Origin of the sequence: Natronorubrum sp. A-ect3 (assembly GCF_041821125.1) — an archaeon.
GTDB lineage: Archaea > Halobacteriota > Halobacteria > Halobacteriales > Natrialbaceae > Natronorubrum > Natronorubrum bangense.
Genome location: NZ_JBGUBB010000002.1, coordinates 283,348 through 302,898, shown reverse-complemented (window position 1 = coordinate 302,898; position 19,551 = coordinate 283,348). Strand labels below are relative to the sequence as shown.

The window sequence follows — 19,551 nt, the reverse complement described above, 5'->3', positions numbered from 1 at the left end:
GTCGTCGAGATTGGAATATGGCCGACTCGAGTCACCGCTCGATCGTTCGTGACGTCGCTGCAGTTGCTCGCGAACGCCAGATTAGCGTCACGTCCGCAGGCCTGGCTTACCACGCGTTCAACACCCTCGTCCCGCTGGTCGTCCTCACGCTCGTCGCCGTCACGCTCGTCGACTCGCTCGAGCCGCTGGTGAGCGCTCTCGAGACGGCGACAGGCCTCGAAGGGATGGTAACTGACGACGGGCTCGAGGGGGCAGTCGGGACCGGCGTCGACCGGACGCGAGCGGCGGTCCTCGCAGTCGCCATCCTGCTGTGGAGTGCAGTACGCTTGTTTCAGGCAGTCAAAAGCGCGTTTACCGACGTCTACGGCTCACGGAAGAACCAATCGTACGTGACCACGGCCGCGACGGTCACGCTGGTCACGGCCCTGAACGTCGTCCTGGTAACGGCGACGGTCGCAGTCGGTGTCATGCTGGTCGGCGTCGTCGGCATCAGCCTCTCGGTTCTCGTCAGTGGGTTCTGGATGGCAGCTGCCAGTTCCGTGTTGCTCGTCGGCCTGTTGATGGCCGTCTTCCTCCCGATGTACTACCTCTTTCCCCAGCCAGACGTCTCGGTCGGCGAGGTGCTCCCGGGGACAGTGTTCGCTGCCCTTTCCTGGACCGTCCTCGCCGTCGGCTTTCGGTTCTACGTCGCGACCTCCGAGAGCGTCGCGCTGTTCGATATCGCCGGTGCCGTGCTGTTGATTCTGACATGGGTCTACTTCGGTGGGCTCTGTCTCCTGCTCGGCGCCGTGCTCAACGCCGTCCTCGCGGGACACGTCGAACCCGACGATGAATGGATACCGTTGGGTGACCACTGGTCGAAGTACGCCTAACAAACGGGCGGTCGACGAGCGGGGCATCTGCCGAATTTCGTGCGCGGTTGAGATCGGCAGTCGGTCTACGGCAAGGAAAAACGATGGATTCTATCAGTTTCGAACGGTATTGGGTATGAATGGCTTCTGTACGGACCGTCGACGACACCCAGCTTCTCGTCGTTGCCGACGATGGAGACCGGCTCTCGAGTGTCGCCGAGCGCGAATGCGACGCCGAACTGCTCACGGCGTCGACCGCAGACGCGGCGCTCGAGACGCTCACAGAGCGGCCAGTCGACTGCATCCTGACACCTCACCGGCTCCCGGACGCAAGTGGTCTGGAGTTCCTCGAGCGAGTTCGCGAGCGTGAGCCGGACTGTCCGGTCGTGTTCGCACCCAGCGATGGCGACGAAACGCTTGCGAGTGCAGCGATCACAGCAGGCGTGACAGAGTACGTCCCCGAGGGTCGCCGCGCCACGGACCTGGCAGCAGCGATCAGACGCGCACTCGAGACCGGACGAGCGAAACGTAAACAGCGCGCACAGTCGCGCCAGTTCAGTGCCCTGTTCGACGACCCGAAAACGTATTCATGGGTGTTGACGCCTGATGGAGACGTTCGCCGAGCGAACGAGGTCGCCCTCGAGGCGATCGACACGACTGAGACGGCCGTCCGCGGGCAGTCGTTTGCTGACCTCCCGTGGTGGCGGTGTGCCGAGGCAGGGCAGACGGTGCTCGAGGCAGCACTCGAGCGGGCCGCGGCAGGCGAGATCGTCCACAGGGAGGTGACACAGGCACAGGTCGCCGACGAGGCTGGCGACGCCGCTGATCCGCGGACGCTCGAGGTGACGATTCGACCGGTGTACGATGACTCGGAGACAGTCGTCTCGCTACTTGCACGGGCGACTGACGTCACCGAACGCGTCCGTCTCGAACAGGAGTTGCGCGAATCAGAGGAGCTGCATCGGGTGACGCTCAACAACATGACCGACACCGTCCTCATCACGAACGATGCGGGCGAGTTTACCTACGTCTGTCCGAACGTCCACTTCATTTTCGGCTACACCGACGACGAGATCCACGAGATGGGGACGATCGACGAACTCCTTGGGCCGGACCTCTTCGATCGGGCGGCGCTCGAGGCCGACGGCGTGTTGACCAACATCGAGTGTACGGCGACCGACAGGGCAGGCCGCGAACGCACGTTGTTGGTCAACGTGCGGGAAGTCTCGATTCAGGATGGCACGCTTCTCTATAGCTGCCGGGACGTAACGACACGCAAACACCGAGAGGAGGCACTGACGGCACTTCATCGAACTACGCGAAAGCTGCTCTACGCCGAAACCGACCGCGAGATAGCAGATATTATCGTCGAAGACGCCCCCGAGATCCTCGATCTCGAGGCGAGTGGAGCCTACCTGTTCGACACCGACGACAACGTGCTTCGGCCAGCAGCCGTCTCGTCAGGGCTGACCCGACTCCACGGACCGCTCTCACAGCGGCGGGCCACCACCGACAGCATCGCGGGTGGAGTCTTTGTCGAGGGCCAGTCCCGCTTTTTCGCGGACATCCACGATGCGGAGACGCTCTCGGATCCGACGACCGATCTCAGGAGTGGCGGATTCGTCCCACTGGGCGATCACGGTGTCTTCGTCGTCGGCTCGCCAGTCGTCGACGCGTTCGACGACGTTGCTCGAGAGCTGACCGATCTCGTCGCGACGACCGCAGCCGCGGCGCTCGATCGGGTCGAACGGGAGCGGACGCTTCGTGAACGCGACCGTGAACTCAAACAGCGAAACCGGGAACTCACCCGACTCAATCGAGTGAACGAGATTATCCGTGAACTCGACGCTGCACTCGTCCGGGCGGAAACTCGAGCGGAGATCGAGGCTGCCGTCTGCGAGCGGCTCACGTCTGCCGACCGGTTTTCGTTCGCCTGGATCGGAAGCTCGGACGTGACGGACGAGCGACTCGCCGTGAACGCACACGGTGGGACGGGGCGCGGACAGGACTACCTCGACAGCGTCTCGCTGTCGCTTGCGGAGGGATGTGAGCCCGCAGTCCTCACGGCAACGACTCGTGACGTGACCGTCGTCTCGAACGTCGTCGATCAGCTCCACGACGAGCCCTGGCGTTCCGAGGCGCTCGCTCGAGAGTATCAGTCGATCACCAGCGTGCCGCTTGCCTACGACCAGTTCAGCTACGGCGTGTTGACCGTCTACGCCGACCAGCCCGACGCGTTCGACGAGGTGACACGGACCGTCCTCGCCGAACTCGGTGAGACGATTGCCGCCGCGATCGCCGCTGCCGAACGCAAACAGGCGCTGTTGACCGACTCCCGGACGCGCCTCGAGTTTGACGTCTTCGACGACGGCTTCGTGTTTTCCAGGCTCGCACAGGCGACCGACTGTGTGCTTTCGTTCGACGGTGGTGTCCGTCTCCACGAGGATGGCGCTGCAGTGTTCGCGACGGTCACAAACGCGTCCCCGGACGTCGTTGCTGACGCCGCGGACGAACTCGTCGCTGTCGAACGCGCACAGGTGATCAGCGGGACCGAACCCAGTACCGAGAACGGGACCGTCCTGCTCGAACTCTCAGCACCGTTTCTGGCGCTACAGCTTGCAGACCACGGGGTCGTGTTACACAGCGTCGAGGCGACGCCTGAGCAGACGCGGATCGTCGTCGACGTTCCACAGACTGTCGATGCAAACGCGAGTATCGACGTCGTCTCGCATGCCTTCTCGGATGTCGAACTGCACGCAAAACGCAGCGTCGATCGAACGGCCGCCAGCGACCGCCGGGCCGAGTTGCTCGAGCGACTCACCGACCGCCAACTCGAGGTCGTCCAGTTGGCGTACTACGGCGGCTACTTCGAATCCCCGCGGGATCGCTCGGGAGCCGAGATCGCAGACACGCTCGGTATCTCACCGGCCGCGTTCTATCGCCACATCCGAACTGTGCAGCGAACGTTGTTTACTATCCTCTTCGAGGAGATCGGGCTCCCGGCAAACACTACATCAAGGGTTGAATAGTGAACCCCATCAGATCACCGACGCTAGCTATCTGACGAACACTCATATCCTAATATCCCTATTATTGTTAAATCGAAACCACACCCATCCATGAAAGACGTTCAACTCAACCCAAAAGCAGAGTCGACCTACGAGTGTTTTAGCTGTGGTACCGTCGTCCGTGCAACAGCACCGGAGCGCTGCCCGAAATGTGGTACCGACATGCGAAACCGGCAGACACCGATCGAGTAATCGACGGCATCGTTGACTCGCTGGCAGGGAAACGGTTACCGGGTTCTCGCTCGTCTCTCGAGACGGATGTCCGACCCATCGACTCGAGATCACGAAATCGCTCATCCCGTTTTTGCGATGCTCTACGACCGGCTCCCACAGGCGTTCCTGCTTGCACCCCATCGGAACTACCTCGTAACGGATCTCTCGGGGTCTGTACTCGAACTGGGCTGTGGCACCGGGGATATGTTTCCGTTCGTCGCCGACACGGCCACGTCGGCGATCGAGTATCACGCCATTGAGCCGGACCCACACATGCGAACACGGGCGGCACGCACCGCTCGCGACCTTGGTCTCGGTGTCACCCTCCGAGACGCCCGCGCCGAATCGTTGCCCTACCCCGACGACAGTTTCGACGTCGTACTCGCCAGCGTCGTCTTCTGTACGATTCAGGACCCCGACGCCGCCATCGATGAGGTTGCACGGGTGTTGAAACCGGGCGGCGAGTTCCGCTTTTTCGAGCACGTTCATGCCGACGGCTGGCAGGGAACCGGCCAGCAGCTGCTCAACCCGCTTTGGGAGCGTGTCGCCGGTGGCTGCCAACTCACCCGCGAAACGGTTCCGCGATTCGTCGGTCACGACGCCTTCGCAGTCGACGAGATCGAACGCCTCGAGTTCGGTCTCTTTCCAGCGACGCCGTTCGTCCGTGGAACGTTGCGGCGTCGACGCGACAGTGTGCTCGGCTAACGGCTCGCAGTCGGTTTCTGAACCGCACCAGTGTCGAACCCGGAGGCTGCAGGTGGAACCGTTTCCCAAGAGACCGTCCTAGAAGAGGGTATGTCCGAACCGGATCGAGAGCCGACGGAAACGCCCACGACCTCCAGAGACGAGGCCGAAGCGGAAGGGCAATGGATGGCCCGCAACTGGCTCGGAATTGCTGTCGTCTCGATACTGTCGCTGGTGATACTCGCGCTCGCGTTGATGCAGTGGACCGGCCTTATCAACGTCTTCGCGCCGATCGCCGAAACAGAGGGCCAGCAGTGGGGCGCATTGGTCTTCCTCGCGCTCGTCGTGCTCATCCTCGGTGGCTGGAGTTGGAAAGCGATCCTCAGTTAAGACGGGCGCTTCGGCGGCCCGACCGACGACCCCTCTATCCGTGACTCGAGTCGGCTCGTCTTACTGCTCGCTCGTCTCGAGCACCTCGCGGTTCCGAATCCAGGCATCGGCCCCGAACTTCCGAGTGGCGAGGTCGGCGGCGGCCTCGAGTTCGTCGTCGCGCCAGTCGCCCTCGTCCGCATCACACCACTCCCCGAGCGCCGTCGCGAGGGTGTTGACAGCCGCCTCGCGGTCGATCCCCACCTCATCCTGAATGCTCGTCACTCGGTCGGTGAACACGGCTGGTTCGAGGTCCGTCTCGAAGACGCCGACGTGACGAGTGGGCTCGAGGGCGTAGCTGATCGAGCCGTGCTGGATGACGACGTCGCGCTGTCGGTACTGGGCGTTGCCGCTGATCTTCCGTGCGTCTGCGCCCGCAGTTGCGGGCGCAACGACGTCGTGGGCCGGGTTGATATCCCGTAGATAACACGAGGGGTAGTAGATCGACGACTGCTCGACGGCGGCGAAGTCGGCGTCGACGCCCATGCGTTCGAGTCCCTCGAGCACTGGCTCACAGAACAGTTCGTAGCAGTCCATCAGGTCGCCGGGCACCTCGTCGGCAGGGGCAACGATGGTGTACGAGATGTCGGCGTCTCGGTCGTGATAGATCCCGCCGCCGCCGGTTTGCCGGCGAGTGACGTCGATCCCCGCCTGCTCACAGTACGCCCAGTCGACCGTGTCAGCGTCCTGTCGGTACCCAAGCGAGAGCGTACTCGGCTCCCATGAGTAGACCCTGACTGTCCGCAGATCGTCCTCGAGTGCTGTCGCTGCAGCGACTTCCTCGAGGGCCATCTGTGTCGCTCCATCACGGGGCTCGTCCCGAAGCAATCGCCACGAACGGTCGGCGAGACCAGTCATACTCGTCCGATCGCTGGCTGTCGAGTTAGAGGTTGCGACGGAACTCACACCCGGTGAGAACATCCCCATGCTCGCGGCGGTCGAGCTAGGCCAGAAACAGAACGCGGTGGGGCCTCGGAGTCGGTTCTCGAGGCCCGCGTCAGACATAGGTATGAAATCCGAAAGTCGACGGCGAGTGAGCGGATTCGCGCCGCCGGATCGGGGCTCGAGCACGAGCCGTCACGGTCGGTAGGACACGGGAACACTTGGCTGGTAGATGGTCGTGTCACGTAGCTACCGTCTCCGTGTTTCAGATGGCACCCCCACTAGTTTCGCGAGTTGTACCAATCGAGGCGAACATCTTCGCCAGCCGCCACTTCATCTAGTCTCGATGTCGATTATAGATCCATAAAGAATATTATAAACAATGTTCAAAGCTGAGCCACATGGAAGTCCCGCTCTTAGTAACCGATTTCCTCGACCGGGCGCGCAAGTACTACGGCGACGAAGAAGCGATCGTTGCGACGACAGGCGAACGGTTCACGTACGACGAGTTCGGCGACCGGGCCGACCGACTGTCTGCAGTGTTGCAAGAGCGCGGCATCGAGAAAGGTGATCGTGTGGCGGTCCTCGACCCCAACACGCACTACCACCTCGAGTCGGCGTACGGGATCATGCAACTCGGTGCGATCCACGCGCCGCTGAACTACCGGCTGACGCCCGAAGACTACGAGTACATGCTCAACGACGCCGGCGTCACGGCCGTGGTCGCCGACTACGAGTACGCCGAAAAGATCGAAGCGATTCGTGACGAGGTCCCCACCGAGACGTTCATCACGAACGACGCCGACGCCGTCGAGGGCGACTGGGAGGACTTCGACGCACTCATCGAGGACGCCGAACCCGACTACGAGCGCCCGGAGATGAGCGAGGACGACGTCATCACCATCAACTACACGTCAGGAACGACCGGCGACCCGAAAGGCGTCATGCGAACGCACCGCACCGAGTCGCTGCACGCCCAGCTCGTCACGATCCACCACGAGATCACCGACGACGACGTCTACCTCTGGACGCTCCCGATGTTCCACGTCAACGGCTGGGGCCACATCTACGCCATCACAGGCATGGGCGCGAAACACGTCTGTACCCGCGGCGTCGACGCCGGCCAGATCTTCACCGACATCGCCGAGGAAGACGTTTCGTTCCTCTGTTGTGCGCCGACGGTGCTCAGCCTGCTCGAGGAGTACCGCGAGGAGAACGACGTCGAACTCACGGGCGACAACCCAATGCGGGTCACCGCAGCGGGCGCGGCACCGCCGGAAAGCATCATCGAAACCGTCGAAGAGGAGTTCGGCTGGCACTTCCGCCAGCTCTACGGGGCGACCGAAACCGGGCCGCTCATCGGTACCTCCGCGACTCGACGCCTCATCGACGAGGACAGCGAGCGCCGCTTCGCGCTCAAAAAGCGCCAGGGGATCGCCCCGCTGGCGACCCAAGTCGAAGTCGTCGACGACGAGGGCAACGAAGTGCCATGGGACGACGAAACCATCGGTGAGATCCTCGTCCGTGGCAACCAGGTCATGGAAGGCTACTGGGAGAAACCCGAAGAGACCGACGAAGCGTTCAACGACAAACGTGAGGGCTGGTTCCACACCGGCGACCTGGCCGTTGTCAACGACGACGGCATGATCGCCATCCAGGACCGCGAGAAGGACATCATCATCTCCGGCGGGGAGAACATCTCGAGCATCGAACTCGAGGACACGCTGTTCGACCACGACGCAGTTTCGGACGTGGCCGTCATCCCATCCCCGAGCGAAAAATGGGGCGAGACGCCGAAGGCGTTCGTCGTGCCGTCGAACGACGACCCCGAGAACCCACCGATCTCCCCGGACGAGCTGACGGCGTTTACCCGCGAAAAGCTCGCCGGCTACAAGGTCGTCCACCGCGTCGAGTTCGTCGACGAACTGCCCAAGACGGCGACGGGCAAGATCCAGAAATACGAACTCCGCGAGGAGGAGTGGGACGAAGAAGAGGGTATGGTCGGCCAGGGATAACGCCGCACCCAAACGAGTCAGAACGGCCGCTCGACCGGCCGTTGAATCGTCGTCATAGGTAACTGCGTCCATTTTTATCGCGACCGTCGCTGTGTCGCTCGGAGTAGAACACAGTACTGTGGCTCCAGTCACTCGATGGCCGGTTGACCGCGCCAGACGACCGCTGCGTAGCAACTCCCGAACGACACACCGACGTAGGACCACTGTGGTCTGACGCGGGTTCTGTCTACTGTGTGAGTGGTGACGGTCCTATAGTAACAACTGCAACGATGTACACCTGATCGCACAGCTCACGGGTCACGTCGTTCCCCGCTCGCCAAATTGCGGTTCTCGCTCCGGTGATCGCTCACGGGTCGTCCCTCCCCGTTCGCTTTCCGCGGTTCTCACTCACTTCGTTCGTTCCGAACCGCGTACGCTCCGAACCGCGCTCCCGTCGTGCGATCAGGTGTGCAGTGACGTGCAGGGCTACTATAACTGACGCGACACCACCATCACAGACTCGAGTTCAGTGATCGCCCAACAGAGAGCCACCCGTTTCGAAAGTCATCGATGTTTGATATCGCAGCATGTGATTTATATCGGGCAGTGCCGCCGCACGAGTACCGATACACAACGCTGGCAACAGTGGGCCCGGGCGAAACGAGATCGAGAACGGGTGTACAGCCAGACCGACCAGCAGCGGGGTCACGACGTTTTTACGTATCCACCAGCTACCTCGCGTATGGTGCGGAACGTCGCCGGATTACTTCCGGAACTCGAGGCCGAGGACTTCTATCTCCTTTCGGGGGTCGAACAGGGGATGCGCTTTTCCGAGTGGGTCCAGCGGGAGAAACTCCCGAAGTTCTCCGGCTTGACCGAAGAGGAGGTCGACTACCGACTCGAGCGCTGTCTCAAGCGCGGGTTAGTCGAAAAGAAAACGATCCAGTACGAGGGGTACACCCTCCAGTTCGAGGGGTACGATATTCTCGCGTTGCGAGCACTCGTCGAGCAGGACACGATCAGCGAGTTCGGCTCGCCGCTGGGCGTCGGCAAGGAGAGTGACGTCTACGAGGTTCGCTCCTACAAACCACTCGCGCTGAAGTACCACCGCGAGGGGTATACCAACTTCCGAGAGGTCCACAAAGAACGCGATTACACGTCGGACAACGAACACGTCTCCTGGATGTACACCGCTCGAAAAGCCGCCGAACGGGAGTACGACATCCTCGAGGCGCTGTATCCGGACGTCTCGGTTCCGCGGCCGATCGGCCAGAACCGCCACGTCATCGTCATGGAGAAGATGGACGGCGTCGAACTCTCACAGACGAGACTCACGGACGACCAGGTCCTCGGCGTCCTCGATCTGTTGCTCGAGGAGATCGCACTCGCCTACGAAACCGGGTACGTCCACGCGGACATGAGCGAGTACAACGTCTTCGTCAGCGAGGACGGCGTGAAGATTTTCGACTGGCCACAGGCGATTCCGACTGATCACGAGAACGCGACCGAGTTCCTCCGGCGCGACCTGACGAACACCCTGGGGTACTTCCGGCGGAAGTATCCACAGCACGTTCCGGACGATATCGACAGTGACGATGTGGCGGTCTCGATCGAGGAGGAGTCGTTCGACAGCATAGCCGAGTTCGTCTCGTAACGAACGGACGCTTTTCAGCGGGAGTTGGGTCGTAGCGGCTTCGATGGCGAGCTCCTGGGCTGTGAGTGGTGTGCAATCGGCTGCGAGGGCTATCAGCAGCGTGTGAGCAAGCGAAGTCCCACCAAAAGCGGTCCGAACACCGGTTCGAAGCCTGTCGGAGCCATTTTCTCGGAGAGCAGACTCCGGCGTGATTGTCCTCAATAAACCACATGCCGCGATACAAAATGGCTACGAGTCGGCCAAACCTCGAGAGAGAGGACACAGATGCGCAATGCTGGCACAGAGTTGGCATCGGGACAGCCGTTTCCGGAGTTCGAAGCCCTTATACTCGAGAGTTGGATAGACTGTCGTAGACTCGCTGGGTCGCGGGCGTCAGCGGGCACCTGTGCAGCATTGTGCTACAGGTCGGGATGTGATCCGCGGGGCATGGCCCCGGTCAGGATTGAACCAGGAAACGCCCGCGGGAACATACAATGGCAAAAAGCTTCTACTCCCACATCAAGGACGCATGGAAAGACCCCGACGACGGTAAGCTCGGGGAGTTGCAGTGGCAGCGAAAACAGGAATGGCGCAAGCAGGGCGCAATCGAGCGGATCGAGCGACCAACCCGTCTCGACAAAGCACGCGAACTCGGCTACAAAGCCAAACAGGGCATCATCATGACGCGGGTTTCGGTCCGCAAAGGGACTGCCCGAAAGGAACGCTTTACGGCCGGTCGCCGAACGAAGCGCCAGGGTGTCAACCGTATCGGACGGCGCAAGAACATCCAGCGCATCGGTGAGGAGCGCGTCTCCCGGAAGTACCCCAACATGCGGGTGCTCAACAGCTACTGGGTCGGTGAAGATGGCTCGCAGAAGTGGTTCGAAGTGATCCTCGTTGATCCAAACCACCCCGCCATCCAGAACGACGACGACCTGAACTGGATCTGCGACAGCGCTCACCAGAACCGCGCCTTCCGTGGCCTGACCAACGCTGGCAAGGCCAACCGTGGTCTCAACAACCGCGGCAAAGGTGCCGAGAAGGTCCGACCGTCCAACAACGGCGGTCAGGGCCGCGCGAAGTAACAGCGGCCGACAGTTTTTGCGGTTTGTGCTGTTGACTCGAGTGTGGAGCACCTGCGCTCAGCCGGGCCTCGTGGCATGACGCGAGCCGACGAGTGTTGCAGGCTGCCGGACGCTTATATTGCCGGCACCAGTACACAGACACACATGGTAGATCACGTCCTTGTTCCAGTCGACGACTCAGAGCAATCGATGGATGCACTCGAGTTTGCCTGTACGCAGTACCCAGAGGCAACAGTCACGGCACTTCATGTCATCGATCCCGGCGACTTCTACGGCGCGACGGGTATCGAAGGCAGCGCGATGACGAACTACGAGCAGATCCAAAAAAACCACGAGAATTGGGCCGAAAATCGCCTCGAGGAAGCGCGCAAACAGGCCGCTGACTTCGGCGTCGAGATCGAAACGGACCACATGGTCGGCGGGATTTCACGCTCGATTGTCAACTACGCCGAGGAACACGACGTCGACCACATCGCGATCGGCAGCCACGGTCGCACAGGCGCAAGCCGCCTTCTTCTCGGGAGTGTCGCCGAGAAGGTGGCCCGTCGCTCTCCGGTCCCGGTGACGATCGTTCGGTGATCACGCGCCGGTCGACAGTTGCTTTTGAGCGCTACCCGTGTGTATATCCCTCACAGTGGACCACATATGAACGATTAGGAACGGTCCCGTCGTAGTGACGGGTATGACCGATGCCAAGACACACGTTGCGTTCGTCTGCGTCCAGAACGCTGGTCGAAGCCAGATAGCAACTGCCTACGCCGAACGCGAACGCGAGACGCGCGGACTCACCGACGACGTAGTGATCCACTCCGGTGGGACACATCCTGCCGATGCCGTCCATGACGTCGTCCGTGAGGCGATGGCCGACGTCGAAATCGATCTCGCCGATCGCAAGCCACAGGAAATCGCCACGGAGACTCTCGAGTCCTGTGACTACGTTGCAACGATGGGCTGTTCGACACTCGATCTCGAGGCCGACACCGACGTCCGCGACTGGGATCTGCCGGACCCACACGGACAGGAGAAAGAGACGGTCCACGAGATCCGCAACGACGTGAGAACGCGTGTCGAGGCGCTGTTCGACGAAATCGAAGCGGCCCGAACCGACTGACCGACTGCAAAACGACGGCGTGGGGCCGTCTAGGTATGAAAACGAGTGCTCGAGTCGCAGCTTAGGCCGAGACGGTGTGGCTCTCCTGTTCGGACTCCGAGGAACGCATGTCCAGATCGGCCCGGAGCGCCTCGATGGCGTCCTCGGGGTCCGTTTCGGAGTCGAAGACTCGATCGAAGCCCATCTCCCGGAAGAACTTCCGGGTTTCCTCAAAGTCGTCCTGTCCGACGGCGAGGTTGCCGCCGATGTAGGTCGTGACGTCCTCGAGGCCAGCGTCGGCGACCTTCTGGTGGAAGCCCTCACAGTCCTGTTTTGCGTGACCGTAGAGGGAGGAAACGAGTACAGCCTCAGCGTCGTGAGCCGTTGCGGCGTCGACGAACTCTTCCTGGGAGCTCTGGACTCCAAGGTTGATAACGTCGAAGCCGGCTGCCTCAAACGCCTGTTCCAGGATGGTGATCCCGACGACGTGTGCGTCGGAACCGATCACGCCGAGGATGACTGTCTTCGTCATGTTCGTACTACCACCAACAGGGGGGAACACCATAAACCTAATGATTAATAATGTGGTAGTGATTCACATGATTTTCCATGCGGGACTGGCAAGGCGGTGTACAAAAGTGAATTGTAAAGAGTTCGACAGAACTAGAGGGAGCCGTGTCGCCGTCTCGCAGTCAGACAGTTGTCAGTGCACCGACTGGTGCGTCGGTGTGGTTTCGAGCCCGCTGGATACCGTCGTCGCCGGCCGCAATGAGTGCAAAGACCCCGGCAACGTCGGCGTTGGCAGTTCCGACGATATCGAGCAGGAGTTCCTGTGTCTCACCCGAACGGATGAGGTCGTCGACGACGAGTACCGAATCGCCTTCGTCGATGGCCGACTCGGGGAGATAGTAGGTGAGTTCGATCCCTGACTGGAGCCGTTCACGCGCCTCGATAAACTCCTCGACGGCGGTTTCCTTGCGTTTTTTGGCGTACGCACACCTCGTCCCGTAGTAACTCGCAAGCGAGGCAGCGAGCGTGATCCCATCCGTCGCAGCAGTGAGGACGACGTCAGGGCGGTCGAAGTCGAACCCGTTCGCGACGACGGGAGCAACGAGGTCGAGAAACGGCTGGTCGAAGACGGTCGCAGAGTTGTCGATGTAGCCGTCGTCGTCAACCCGAATCCGTGCAGTGAGTTCCTCGGCCAGTGCGTCCCGACCGAGTTCCTCAACGACGTTTCGTGCGCGCTCGGTGCCCGGGAGAACGTGTCCGTTAACGTACCGGTTGAGGTCGCCTGCCGGAAGCGCCGTCGTCTCGGCGAGTTCGTCATACGTTCGAGTTTCCTTTAACATCCGCAACACGTCGACGGCCCGCAACTGCAGGGCTGCCTTCTCTGCTCTGTTCATACAGGTATGCACGATTCCGCAACTATGGGTATTTCGATTCGAAAGACACACAAGATCAGCACGAATGTGATACCTCAACGGGGCAGCTACGGTTCGCGGTCGTTGTCGATCGGCTTTTCACGACCATAGGGCCGGACGAGCCGTCGCATCACCCGAGCCTGCGCTTTCTGCAGGAGCATCGACGCCGTGCTCGAGGCACAGTCCAACGCGTCGGCGACGGCGTCGACCCCGGCGTCACGGGGAACCTCGAAGTAGCCGACGTCGACCGCGGCTTCGACGGCCTCGAGTTGTCGGTCCGTCAACTCGCCGGTGATCGGTGCGTGCCGGCGGTCGTAGTCGCCGATCGCCCGAACGGTCACGTCGATGCTGTCCGGGAGTCCATCAAGCATCGCCTGCAGGTCATCACTGCTCCCGACGACAGTCATGTAGAACGCAGCCTCGGAATCGTAGACGACGGGCGGAACGACGACGAGGTTCAGGGCAGCAAAGGCCTCGCGCCAGCGGACGTCTTCCTCGCGCGTTTCCTGACAGATGGAGATGTAAAACGAGTCACTGTCGATCGGCGTGAGATCGTACCACCGAACCGACTCGACAGCCTCGAGTCGTTCCACGTAGGGCTCGCGCTCGGCTTCGACGTAGAACAGCTCGTATTCGAGGCCATCCTCGCGGGCAGCAAGGTTCCATGCGCGGAGTTCCTCGTAGTGGACGGCGTCTCCCTCTCGGATAAATCGCTGCATCGGGTGAAGCATCCAGTCGGGTTGTGAGAGGCGAACGTCGAGGTACTTCATCCGGTTGTCCACTACTCAACTGCCACGAGAATATAAATCGGCTAGTGTGTCCGTGGAAACGCCCAGTTCGAACGCGACCGAATACGGGGCTATGACGCTACTTGAGTCGGACGACTGGTGCAGTCGGCGGAAGGTGGTGCCATGCTCGAGTCACTGACGACGACCGCGTTCGCAATCGCTGTGGGCAGTCTCCTCATCACGTTCGTGGGAGTCGCTGTCAGCGCGCTCGGCGTAGCGAACTACTGGCCGCCGGGCGAACGAAACTGGGCGTTTTACATCCAGTGGTCGCTCTCACAGCTGTTCAGCATTGCATTGCTCGTCATCGCTGTCCTCGACTGGAACAGTCTCGGACTCCCACGGCTGCCGACGCTCGCTGTGGGATCGATCCTGTTTGTCGTCGGCTTCGTCGTGGCAATCGCGGCCGGACGCGACCTCGGCGTCGAAGAGACGACAGGTTTGACCGGCGAGTTGCGCATCGGCGGCTGGTATCGGTACTCGCGCAATCCACAGTACGTCGGCTACATCGTTGCGTCAGTCGGCTTCGCGCTGCTCGCAAACTCGACACTGACGGCCGTCCTTTGTGCGATGTACGTCGGCTGGTGGCTGACGCTGCCATTCGCCGAGGAACCGTGGCTACGAGAACAGTACGGCAAATCGTACGAACGATACGCCGAGCGCGTCCCGCGATTCGTCGGCCTTCGAACGATTCGTGCAGTCGTCGGCAATCGGGCGGAACCCGCTGCCACGGAGTAACCCGTGACGGGCTGGGCAGTTCTCGCGTCCGGTGAAAAACGATGCTGCTGCGTTGACTGACCGTCTCAGTCCTGCAGGAAGTCCGGCTCCGTCCGCTGCTCGTCGCGTTCGGCCTCGAGATGGGACTTGAACTCGTCGATTTCGACGTCGTACTCCTGATCCTCGAAGCGGTCACGGACCGAGATGTTGCCGTCGGCTTGCTCGTTGTCGCCGACGATGATCTGGTAGGGCACGCGGTCGTCGTGGGCCGCACGGATCTTTCGCTCGAGCGTCGAGTCGCGGTCGTCGACTTCGACACGGAACTCGTCGAACTCGTTTGCGACCTGATGGGCGTAGCCGAGGTTGTTGTCCGAAATCGGCAGCACACGGACCTGTTCGGGCGCGAGCCACAGTGGGAAACGACCCTCGTAGTGCTCGATGAGCATCATGAAGAACCGCTCGTAGCTGCCATAGAGCGCGCGGTGGATCATCACTGGCTCGTGTTCTTCGTTGTCCTCGCCCACGTAAGACAGATCGAAGCGCTCGGGCATGTTGAAGTCCAGCTGGACCGTCGGGCCGTCCCACGAGCGCCCGATCGCGTCCTCGAATGCGAAGTCGATCTTCGGGCCGTAGAACGCGCCGTCGCCCTCCTCTAACTCGTAGTCGAGGTTGCGCTTCTCGAGGACGTTCTCGAGTTGTTCTTCTGCGTGTTCCCAGATCTCGTCGCTGCCGACCGATTTCTCGGGCCGGGTGGCCAGCGCCATCTCGTACTCGAGGTCGAACGTCTCCAAGACGTCCGTGATCATGTCCATGATCTCCTCGACTTCGCGTTCGATCTGGTCGGGCCGGATGAACAGGTGGCCGTCGTCGATCGTAAACGCCCAGACACGGGAGAGCCCCGAGAGTTCGCCGCGCTGTTCTTTGCGGTAGACCTTCCCGTTTTCTGCATACCGGATCGGGAGGTCACGGTAGCTCCAGGACTGGTCCTGGAAGATAGCGGCGTGGCCAGGGCAGTTCATCGGCTTCAGGCCGAACTCGTCGTCGCCGACGTCGAAGATGAACATGTCGTCGGCGTAGTTCTCGTAGTGGCCCGAGCGGTGCCAGAGATCCGTCTTGAAGACGTGTGGCGTCTCGACGTAGTCGTAGCCGGCGTCTTTGTTGAGGTCCTCGACGAAGTCCTCGAGTTCCTTCAGCACCGTCTTCCCCGGCGGATGATACAGCGGCAGTCCGGGGCCGGTAACGTCCTGAATCGAGAACAGGTTCATCTCGTTGCCGATCTTCCGGTGGTCGCGCTTTTTGGCTTCCTGCTGGCGCTTGAGGTAGGCCTCGAGGTCGCTTTCGTCCTCGAAGGCGGTGCCGTAGATCCGCGTCTGCATCGTATTCTCCTCGTCGCCGCGCCAGTAGGCACCGGCGATCTCGAGCAGTTCGACAGCACCGATTTCGCCCGTCGAATCGACGTGCGGGCCGGCACAGAGGTCCTCCCACTCGCCCTGTTTGTAGAACGAGACCTCCTCGTTCTCGTCGGCGAACTCCTCGAGTAACTCGAGTTTGTACGGCTCGTCGGCGAGGCGGTCTTCGGCCGCCTCGATCGAAACGTCCTCGCGTTCGATCTCGTAGTCGTCTTCGATGATGGCCTCGATTTCGTCCTCGAGGGCAGCGAGGTCTTCCTCGTCGATGTCGAGGTTATCGAAGTCGTAGTAGAAGCCGTCGTCCGTCGGCGGGCCAATCGCGAGATCGACGTCGTCGTAGTGGCGTTCGACGGCCTGGGCGAGACAGTGCGAGGCGGAGTGGCGCATCACACGAAGATACTCCTCGGACTGGTCGGTGACGATCTCGAGGTCGACACCGTCGTAGACGGGTGCTTCTTTGGCGACGAGTTCACCGTCGAGTTTGCCGGCGACCGTGTCTCGGCCGAGGCCGGGACCGATTTCGTAGGCACAGTCTTCGACCGTCGACCCCGCGTCGACCTCGAGTTCGGATCCGTCTGGCAGTACGACCACGAGTTGCTCCTGTGATTGTGGATCTGATTCTGACATGGATGTTACTATGGCTTGGTTGTGAACTTCGGTAAGAAGTCCGATTGGACGTCCGCTCTGGCCGCTCGCCTGTGGACCCGTGTCGACACAGCGAGCGGTAGGTGTAGGTTAGAAACGGGCGAAAGCCCCTGTAAAGCGGACACCTACCATCGTGGATACGGGTAGTCTCGAGCGGGATAAAAACATTGTGATGGGGCGTCGTCGACCGAACCGTTTTGGCTTCGAATCGGCTACAGCAGGTCGTGGGCTTTGATCCGCCACCTGACGACGATCCGTTCGACGACCCGTTCGGAGACGACCCGCTCGAGGATCCGTTTGCAGGTGATCCACTCGAGGACCCGTTTGCGGACGACCCGATCGGCGGCGGGGACGGTGACAGTGATGAGGACCTCGAGGAGGCGTTCAGCGAGGGCTCGCGATCGACGCTGCTTGCGTTCATCATTGTCGCAGTGCTCGTCCACGCCGGCCTCTTCAGCGCCAGCCTCGGCGTGATGCTGGTCGGCTTCCGGGGCCAGTGGGTTGTCGGCAGCGCGCTTGCGATCGGTGGGGTGCTCGCCCTGAGCCTGGCTGTCGTCGGATATCGGCGATACAAGCACAGCCAATGAGCCCTGGTTGGTGACTCGAGACAGGGCAGAACGGACAAGCCACAGCGCAACGTGAGCCGAGCGCTCGGCGTCAGTCCCGATCGGCCAGCAGCTCCTCGGCGGTGACAAGCGCCTCCATCTCGACGTCCGCGGCTTCGACGTTCTCGCGGCCGCCTTCCTGTCGGTCGACGACGACCAGCGCACGGTTGACGGTTGCCCCGGCATCCCGAAGGGCCTCGATCGCGTCGACCAGGCTCGTCCCCGTCGTCACGATGTCCTCGAGGACGACGACTTCCTCGCCCTCCTCGAGACGGCCCTCGACTAAGTTCGCGGTGCCGTACTCTTTGCGCTGCTTGCGCGCGATGACGTAGGGAACCCCGGCTGCGACACTCGTTGCGGCCGCAAGCGGGACGCCACCGAGGGCGACGCCGCCGAGTTTGTCCTCCGGCGTGACACGCTCGGCGAAGGCGTCGGCAATGGCCTCGAGACAGCCGGGATCGGTCTCGAAGAGGTATTTGTCGACGTAGTACTCGCTGGTGCCGCCGTGGGAGAGTTCGAACTCGCCGAACTGGACGGCATCCGCCTCGCGCAGGGCATCGATGAGTGCCTGATTCGTCATTGCTCGAACGGGCGGGCCGAACCGAAATAAGCGGTGTGGATCGGGCCAGCACGCGATCCGTGTAGCCGAAGCCAAAAACGACTAACACCTCCCCTTCGTCGAAGGGAGCATGCACGTCTCTATCGTCGGCAGCGGCTACGTCGGCACCACGGTCGCGGCCTGTCTGGCTGATCTCGGCCACGAGGTCGTCAACATCGAAATCGACCAGGAGATCGTCGACACGATCAACACCGGCGAGGCCCCGATCCACGAGTCGGGCCTCGCAGAGCGCATCGCCGAGCACGCGGGCACGAATCTGCGGGCGACTACTGACTACGCGGCGGTTCGGGACACCGACGTTACCTTCCTCTGTCTGCCCACACCCCAGGCCGACGACGGCAGCCTCGACCTCGCGATCATGCGCGCCGGCTCCGAATCACTCGGTTGTGCGCTCGCGACGAAAGACGACGACCACCTCGTCGTCGTCAAGAGCACCGTCCTGCCGGGCACGACCGAGGACGTTGTCGGACCCATTCTCGAGTCCGAGTCCGGCAAACGTGTCGGCGACGGCCTCGAGCTCGCGATGAACCCCGAATTCCTGCGGATGGGGACGGCCGTGACGGACTTCCTCGAGCCCGACAAGGTCGTCGTCGGCGCGACGAGCGAGGATGTCGCCGCGACGCTTCGTGAGCTATACGCGCCGATCCTTTCACGCGAGGAGACAGCCCTCGTCGAGACCGACATCCGCGAGGCAGAGCTCATCAAGTACGCCAACAACGCCTTCCTTGCCTCGAAGGTCTCGTTGGTCAACGAACTCGGGAACATCGCCACCGAGTACGGTGCGGACGCCTACGAGGTGCTCGAGGCAGTCGGGCTCGACGACCGTATCTCCGAGCAGTTCATGCGCTCGGGGCTGGGCTGGGGTGGCTCCTGTTTCCCGAAAGACGTCGACGCACTCCGGGCCGGGGCCCGCGAACAGGGGTACGAGCCGGCCCTGCTCGATGCCGTCGTCGCGGTCAACGACGCCCAGCCGCGCCGACTCGTCGACTCACTCGCGACCCACGTCGACCTCGAGGACGCACGGATTACGGTGCTCGGTCTCTCGTTTAAGCCCGGCACCGACGACATCCGCAAGTCACGCGCACTTGCTGTGATCGAGTATCTACAGAGTCGTGGCGCAACCGTCGTCGCCTACGACCCAGTCGCGATGGAGAACGTCCGACCGATATATCCCGACGTCGAGTACGCCGAGTCGGCTGCCGCCGCACTCGCAGACGCCGACGGCGCAGTCGTCGCGACCGACTGGCCCGAGTTCGACGACCTCGCGTTCGACGGGATGGCCCAGCGCGTGGTCGTCGACGGCCGTCGGATCGACGTCGACGAGGCCGAACTCGACGTCTACGAGGGTCTGACCTGGTAGCCCCGAACGATCGATCGGCGGTAATATAAATTAGCCACTGGTCGATCAGTACGTTTTTGCA

At 61.9% G+C, this 19,551-nt stretch carries 19 protein-coding genes; 13 read left to right on the top strand and 6 right to left on the bottom strand.

Going from position 1 to position 19,551, the window contains the following annotated elements:
- Nucleotides 1-17: 17 nt before the first annotated feature.
- From ACERJA_RS08155 to ACERJA_RS08135, 5 genes are all read left to right on the top strand, one after another.
- Nucleotides 18-872, top strand: coding sequence for a YihY/virulence factor BrkB family protein (locus tag ACERJA_RS08155; RefSeq protein WP_373607721.1), 855 nt, complete (start codon nucleotides 18-20; stop codon nucleotides 870-872).
- A gap of 119 nt (nucleotides 873-991) precedes the next feature.
- A complete protein-coding gene (locus tag ACERJA_RS08150) occupies nucleotides 992-3,880 on the top strand; it encodes a bacterio-opsin activator domain-containing protein (protein WP_373607720.1) in 2,889 nt (962 codons plus the stop codon).
- A gap of 90 nt (nucleotides 3,881-3,970) precedes the next feature.
- A complete protein-coding gene (locus ACERJA_RS08145; protein ID WP_373607719.1) occupies nucleotides 3,971-4,111 on the top strand; it encodes a rubrerythrin-like domain-containing protein in 141 nt (46 codons plus the stop codon).
- Between the two features lie 66 nt (nucleotides 4,112-4,177).
- Entirely contained in the window at nucleotides 4,178-4,837 is a 660-nt protein-coding gene (locus tag ACERJA_RS08140) for a class I SAM-dependent methyltransferase (RefSeq protein WP_373607718.1), read from the top strand.
- 90 nt (nucleotides 4,838-4,927) lie between these two features.
- On the top strand, nucleotides 4,928-5,206 hold the full coding sequence (locus ACERJA_RS08135; RefSeq protein ID WP_373607717.1) for a hypothetical protein: 279 nt from the start codon (nucleotides 4,928-4,930) through the stop codon (nucleotides 5,204-5,206).
- A gap of 60 nt (nucleotides 5,207-5,266) precedes the next feature.
- On the opposite strand, the gene ACERJA_RS08130 is transcribed toward ACERJA_RS08135, so the two are convergent.
- A complete protein-coding gene (locus ACERJA_RS08130) occupies nucleotides 5,267-6,103 on the bottom strand; it encodes a biotin/lipoate A/B protein ligase family protein (protein ID WP_373607716.1) in 837 nt (278 codons plus the stop codon).
- Nucleotides 6,104-6,528: 425 nt separating this feature from the next.
- On the opposite strand from ACERJA_RS08130, the gene ACERJA_RS08125 reads away from it, so the two are divergent.
- From ACERJA_RS08125 to ACERJA_RS08105, 5 genes are all read left to right on the top strand, one after another.
- On the top strand, nucleotides 6,529-8,142 hold the full coding sequence (locus ACERJA_RS08125) for a long-chain-fatty-acid--CoA ligase (protein WP_373607715.1): 1,614 nt from the start codon (nucleotides 6,529-6,531) through the stop codon (nucleotides 8,140-8,142).
- Between the two features lie 721 nt (nucleotides 8,143-8,863).
- On the top strand, nucleotides 8,864-9,775 hold the full coding sequence (locus tag ACERJA_RS08120; protein ID WP_006064744.1) for a serine/threonine-protein kinase RIO2: 912 nt from the start codon (nucleotides 8,864-8,866) through the stop codon (nucleotides 9,773-9,775).
- 473 nt (nucleotides 9,776-10,248) lie between these two features.
- On the top strand, nucleotides 10,249-10,839 hold the full coding sequence (locus tag ACERJA_RS08115) for a 50S ribosomal protein L15e (protein WP_373607714.1): 591 nt from the start codon (nucleotides 10,249-10,251) through the stop codon (nucleotides 10,837-10,839).
- 144 nt (nucleotides 10,840-10,983) lie between these two features.
- Nucleotides 10,984-11,418: a universal stress protein gene (locus ACERJA_RS08110; RefSeq protein WP_373607713.1), complete on the top strand. Its 435-nt coding sequence runs from the start codon at nucleotides 10,984-10,986 to the stop codon at nucleotides 11,416-11,418.
- A 103-nt stretch (nucleotides 11,419-11,521) separates the two neighbouring features.
- The gene (locus ACERJA_RS08105; RefSeq protein ID WP_373607712.1) at nucleotides 11,522-11,950 is read left to right on the top strand and encodes a low molecular weight phosphatase family protein; all 429 of its coding nucleotides are present in this window, start codon (nucleotides 11,522-11,524) and stop codon (nucleotides 11,948-11,950) included.
- Nucleotides 11,951-12,011: 61 nt separating this feature from the next.
- Here ACERJA_RS08105 and glmS read toward each other — a convergent pair whose 3' ends face one another.
- From glmS to ACERJA_RS08090, 3 genes are all read right to left on the bottom strand, one after another.
- Nucleotides 12,012-12,461 (bottom strand): methylaspartate mutase subunit S, encoded by a 450-nt coding sequence (gene glmS, locus ACERJA_RS08100; protein ID WP_373607711.1) that lies wholly within the window; start codon nucleotides 12,459-12,461, stop codon nucleotides 12,012-12,014.
- A 160-nt stretch (nucleotides 12,462-12,621) separates the two neighbouring features.
- Nucleotides 12,622-13,332 carry a phosphoribosyltransferase family protein gene (locus tag ACERJA_RS08095; protein ID WP_373607710.1) on the bottom strand — a complete coding sequence of 237 codons (711 nt, stop codon included), beginning with the start codon at nucleotides 13,330-13,332 and terminating at the stop codon, nucleotides 12,622-12,624.
- Between the two features lie 86 nt (nucleotides 13,333-13,418).
- Complete coding sequence (locus ACERJA_RS08090) at nucleotides 13,419-14,120, bottom strand: helix-turn-helix domain-containing protein (protein ID WP_373607709.1); 702 nt, start codon at nucleotides 14,118-14,120, stop codon at nucleotides 13,419-13,421.
- A gap of 141 nt (nucleotides 14,121-14,261) precedes the next feature.
- Here ACERJA_RS08090 and ACERJA_RS08085 point away from each other — a divergent pair, with 141 nt between their 5' ends.
- Entirely contained in the window at nucleotides 14,262-14,873 is a 612-nt protein-coding gene (locus tag ACERJA_RS08085) for an isoprenylcysteine carboxylmethyltransferase family protein (RefSeq protein ID WP_373608461.1), read from the top strand.
- 65 nt (nucleotides 14,874-14,938) lie between these two features.
- On the opposite strand, the gene thrS is transcribed toward ACERJA_RS08085, so the two are convergent.
- The gene (gene thrS / locus ACERJA_RS08080; RefSeq protein WP_373607708.1) at nucleotides 14,939-16,888 is read right to left on the bottom strand and encodes a threonine--tRNA ligase; all 1,950 of its coding nucleotides are present in this window, start codon (nucleotides 16,886-16,888) and stop codon (nucleotides 14,939-14,941) included.
- Between the two features lie 242 nt (nucleotides 16,889-17,130).
- On the opposite strand from thrS, the gene ACERJA_RS08075 reads away from it, so the two are divergent.
- Nucleotides 17,131-17,493, top strand: coding sequence for a hypothetical protein (locus ACERJA_RS08075; RefSeq protein WP_373607707.1), 363 nt, complete (start codon nucleotides 17,131-17,133; stop codon nucleotides 17,491-17,493).
- A 70-nt stretch (nucleotides 17,494-17,563) separates the two neighbouring features.
- On the opposite strand, the gene pyrE is transcribed toward ACERJA_RS08075, so the two are convergent.
- Entirely contained in the window at nucleotides 17,564-18,091 is a 528-nt protein-coding gene (pyrE, locus tag ACERJA_RS08070) for an orotate phosphoribosyltransferase (RefSeq protein ID WP_373607706.1), read from the bottom strand.
- 109 nt (nucleotides 18,092-18,200) lie between these two features.
- On the opposite strand from pyrE, the gene aglM reads away from it, so the two are divergent.
- Nucleotides 18,201-19,490 carry a UDP-glucose 6-dehydrogenase AglM gene (gene aglM, locus ACERJA_RS08065; RefSeq protein ID WP_373607705.1) on the top strand — a complete coding sequence of 430 codons (1,290 nt, stop codon included), beginning with the start codon at nucleotides 18,201-18,203 and terminating at the stop codon, nucleotides 19,488-19,490.
- The last annotated feature ends 61 nt before the right edge of the window (nucleotides 19,491-19,551 follow it).

Bases quoted from the DNA above. Each gene is read 5' to 3' on its own strand.
- ACERJA_RS08155 (WP_373607721.1), top strand. From the start codon at position 18: ATGGCCGACTCGAGTCACCGCTCGATCGTTCGTGACGTCGCTGCAGTT.
- ACERJA_RS08150 (WP_373607720.1), top strand. From the start codon at position 992: ATGGCTTCTGTACGGACCGTCGACGACACCCAGCTTCTCGTCGTTGCC.
- ACERJA_RS08145 (WP_373607719.1), top strand. From the start codon at position 3,971: ATGAAAGACGTTCAACTCAACCCAAAAGCAGAGTCGACCTACGAGTGT.
- ACERJA_RS08140 (WP_373607718.1), top strand. From the start codon at position 4,178: ATGTCCGACCCATCGACTCGAGATCACGAAATCGCTCATCCCGTTTTT.
- ACERJA_RS08135 (WP_373607717.1), top strand. From the start codon at position 4,928: ATGTCCGAACCGGATCGAGAGCCGACGGAAACGCCCACGACCTCCAGA.
- ACERJA_RS08130 (WP_373607716.1), bottom strand. From the start codon at position 6,103: ATGACTGGTCTCGCCGACCGTTCGTGGCGATTGCTTCGGGACGAGCCC.
- ACERJA_RS08125 (WP_373607715.1), top strand. From the start codon at position 6,529: ATGGAAGTCCCGCTCTTAGTAACCGATTTCCTCGACCGGGCGCGCAAG.
- ACERJA_RS08120 (WP_006064744.1), top strand. From the start codon at position 8,864: ATGGTGCGGAACGTCGCCGGATTACTTCCGGAACTCGAGGCCGAGGAC.
- ACERJA_RS08115 (WP_373607714.1), top strand. From the start codon at position 10,249: ATGGCAAAAAGCTTCTACTCCCACATCAAGGACGCATGGAAAGACCCC.
- ACERJA_RS08110 (WP_373607713.1), top strand. From the start codon at position 10,984: ATGGTAGATCACGTCCTTGTTCCAGTCGACGACTCAGAGCAATCGATG.
- ACERJA_RS08105 (WP_373607712.1), top strand. From the start codon at position 11,522: ATGACCGATGCCAAGACACACGTTGCGTTCGTCTGCGTCCAGAACGCT.
- glmS (WP_373607711.1), bottom strand. From the start codon at position 12,461: ATGACGAAGACAGTCATCCTCGGCGTGATCGGTTCCGACGCACACGTC.
- ACERJA_RS08095 (WP_373607710.1), bottom strand. From the start codon at position 13,332: ATGAACAGAGCAGAGAAGGCAGCCCTGCAGTTGCGGGCCGTCGACGTG.
- ACERJA_RS08090 (WP_373607709.1), bottom strand. From the start codon at position 14,120: ATGAAGTACCTCGACGTTCGCCTCTCACAACCCGACTGGATGCTTCAC.
- ACERJA_RS08085 (WP_373608461.1), top strand. From the start codon at position 14,262: ATGCTCGAGTCACTGACGACGACCGCGTTCGCAATCGCTGTGGGCAGT.
- thrS (WP_373607708.1), bottom strand. From the start codon at position 16,888: ATGTCAGAATCAGATCCACAATCACAGGAGCAACTCGTGGTCGTACTG.
- pyrE (WP_373607706.1), bottom strand. From the start codon at position 18,091: ATGACGAATCAGGCACTCATCGATGCCCTGCGCGAGGCGGATGCCGTC.
- aglM (WP_373607705.1), top strand. From the start codon at position 18,201: ATGCACGTCTCTATCGTCGGCAGCGGCTACGTCGGCACCACGGTCGCG.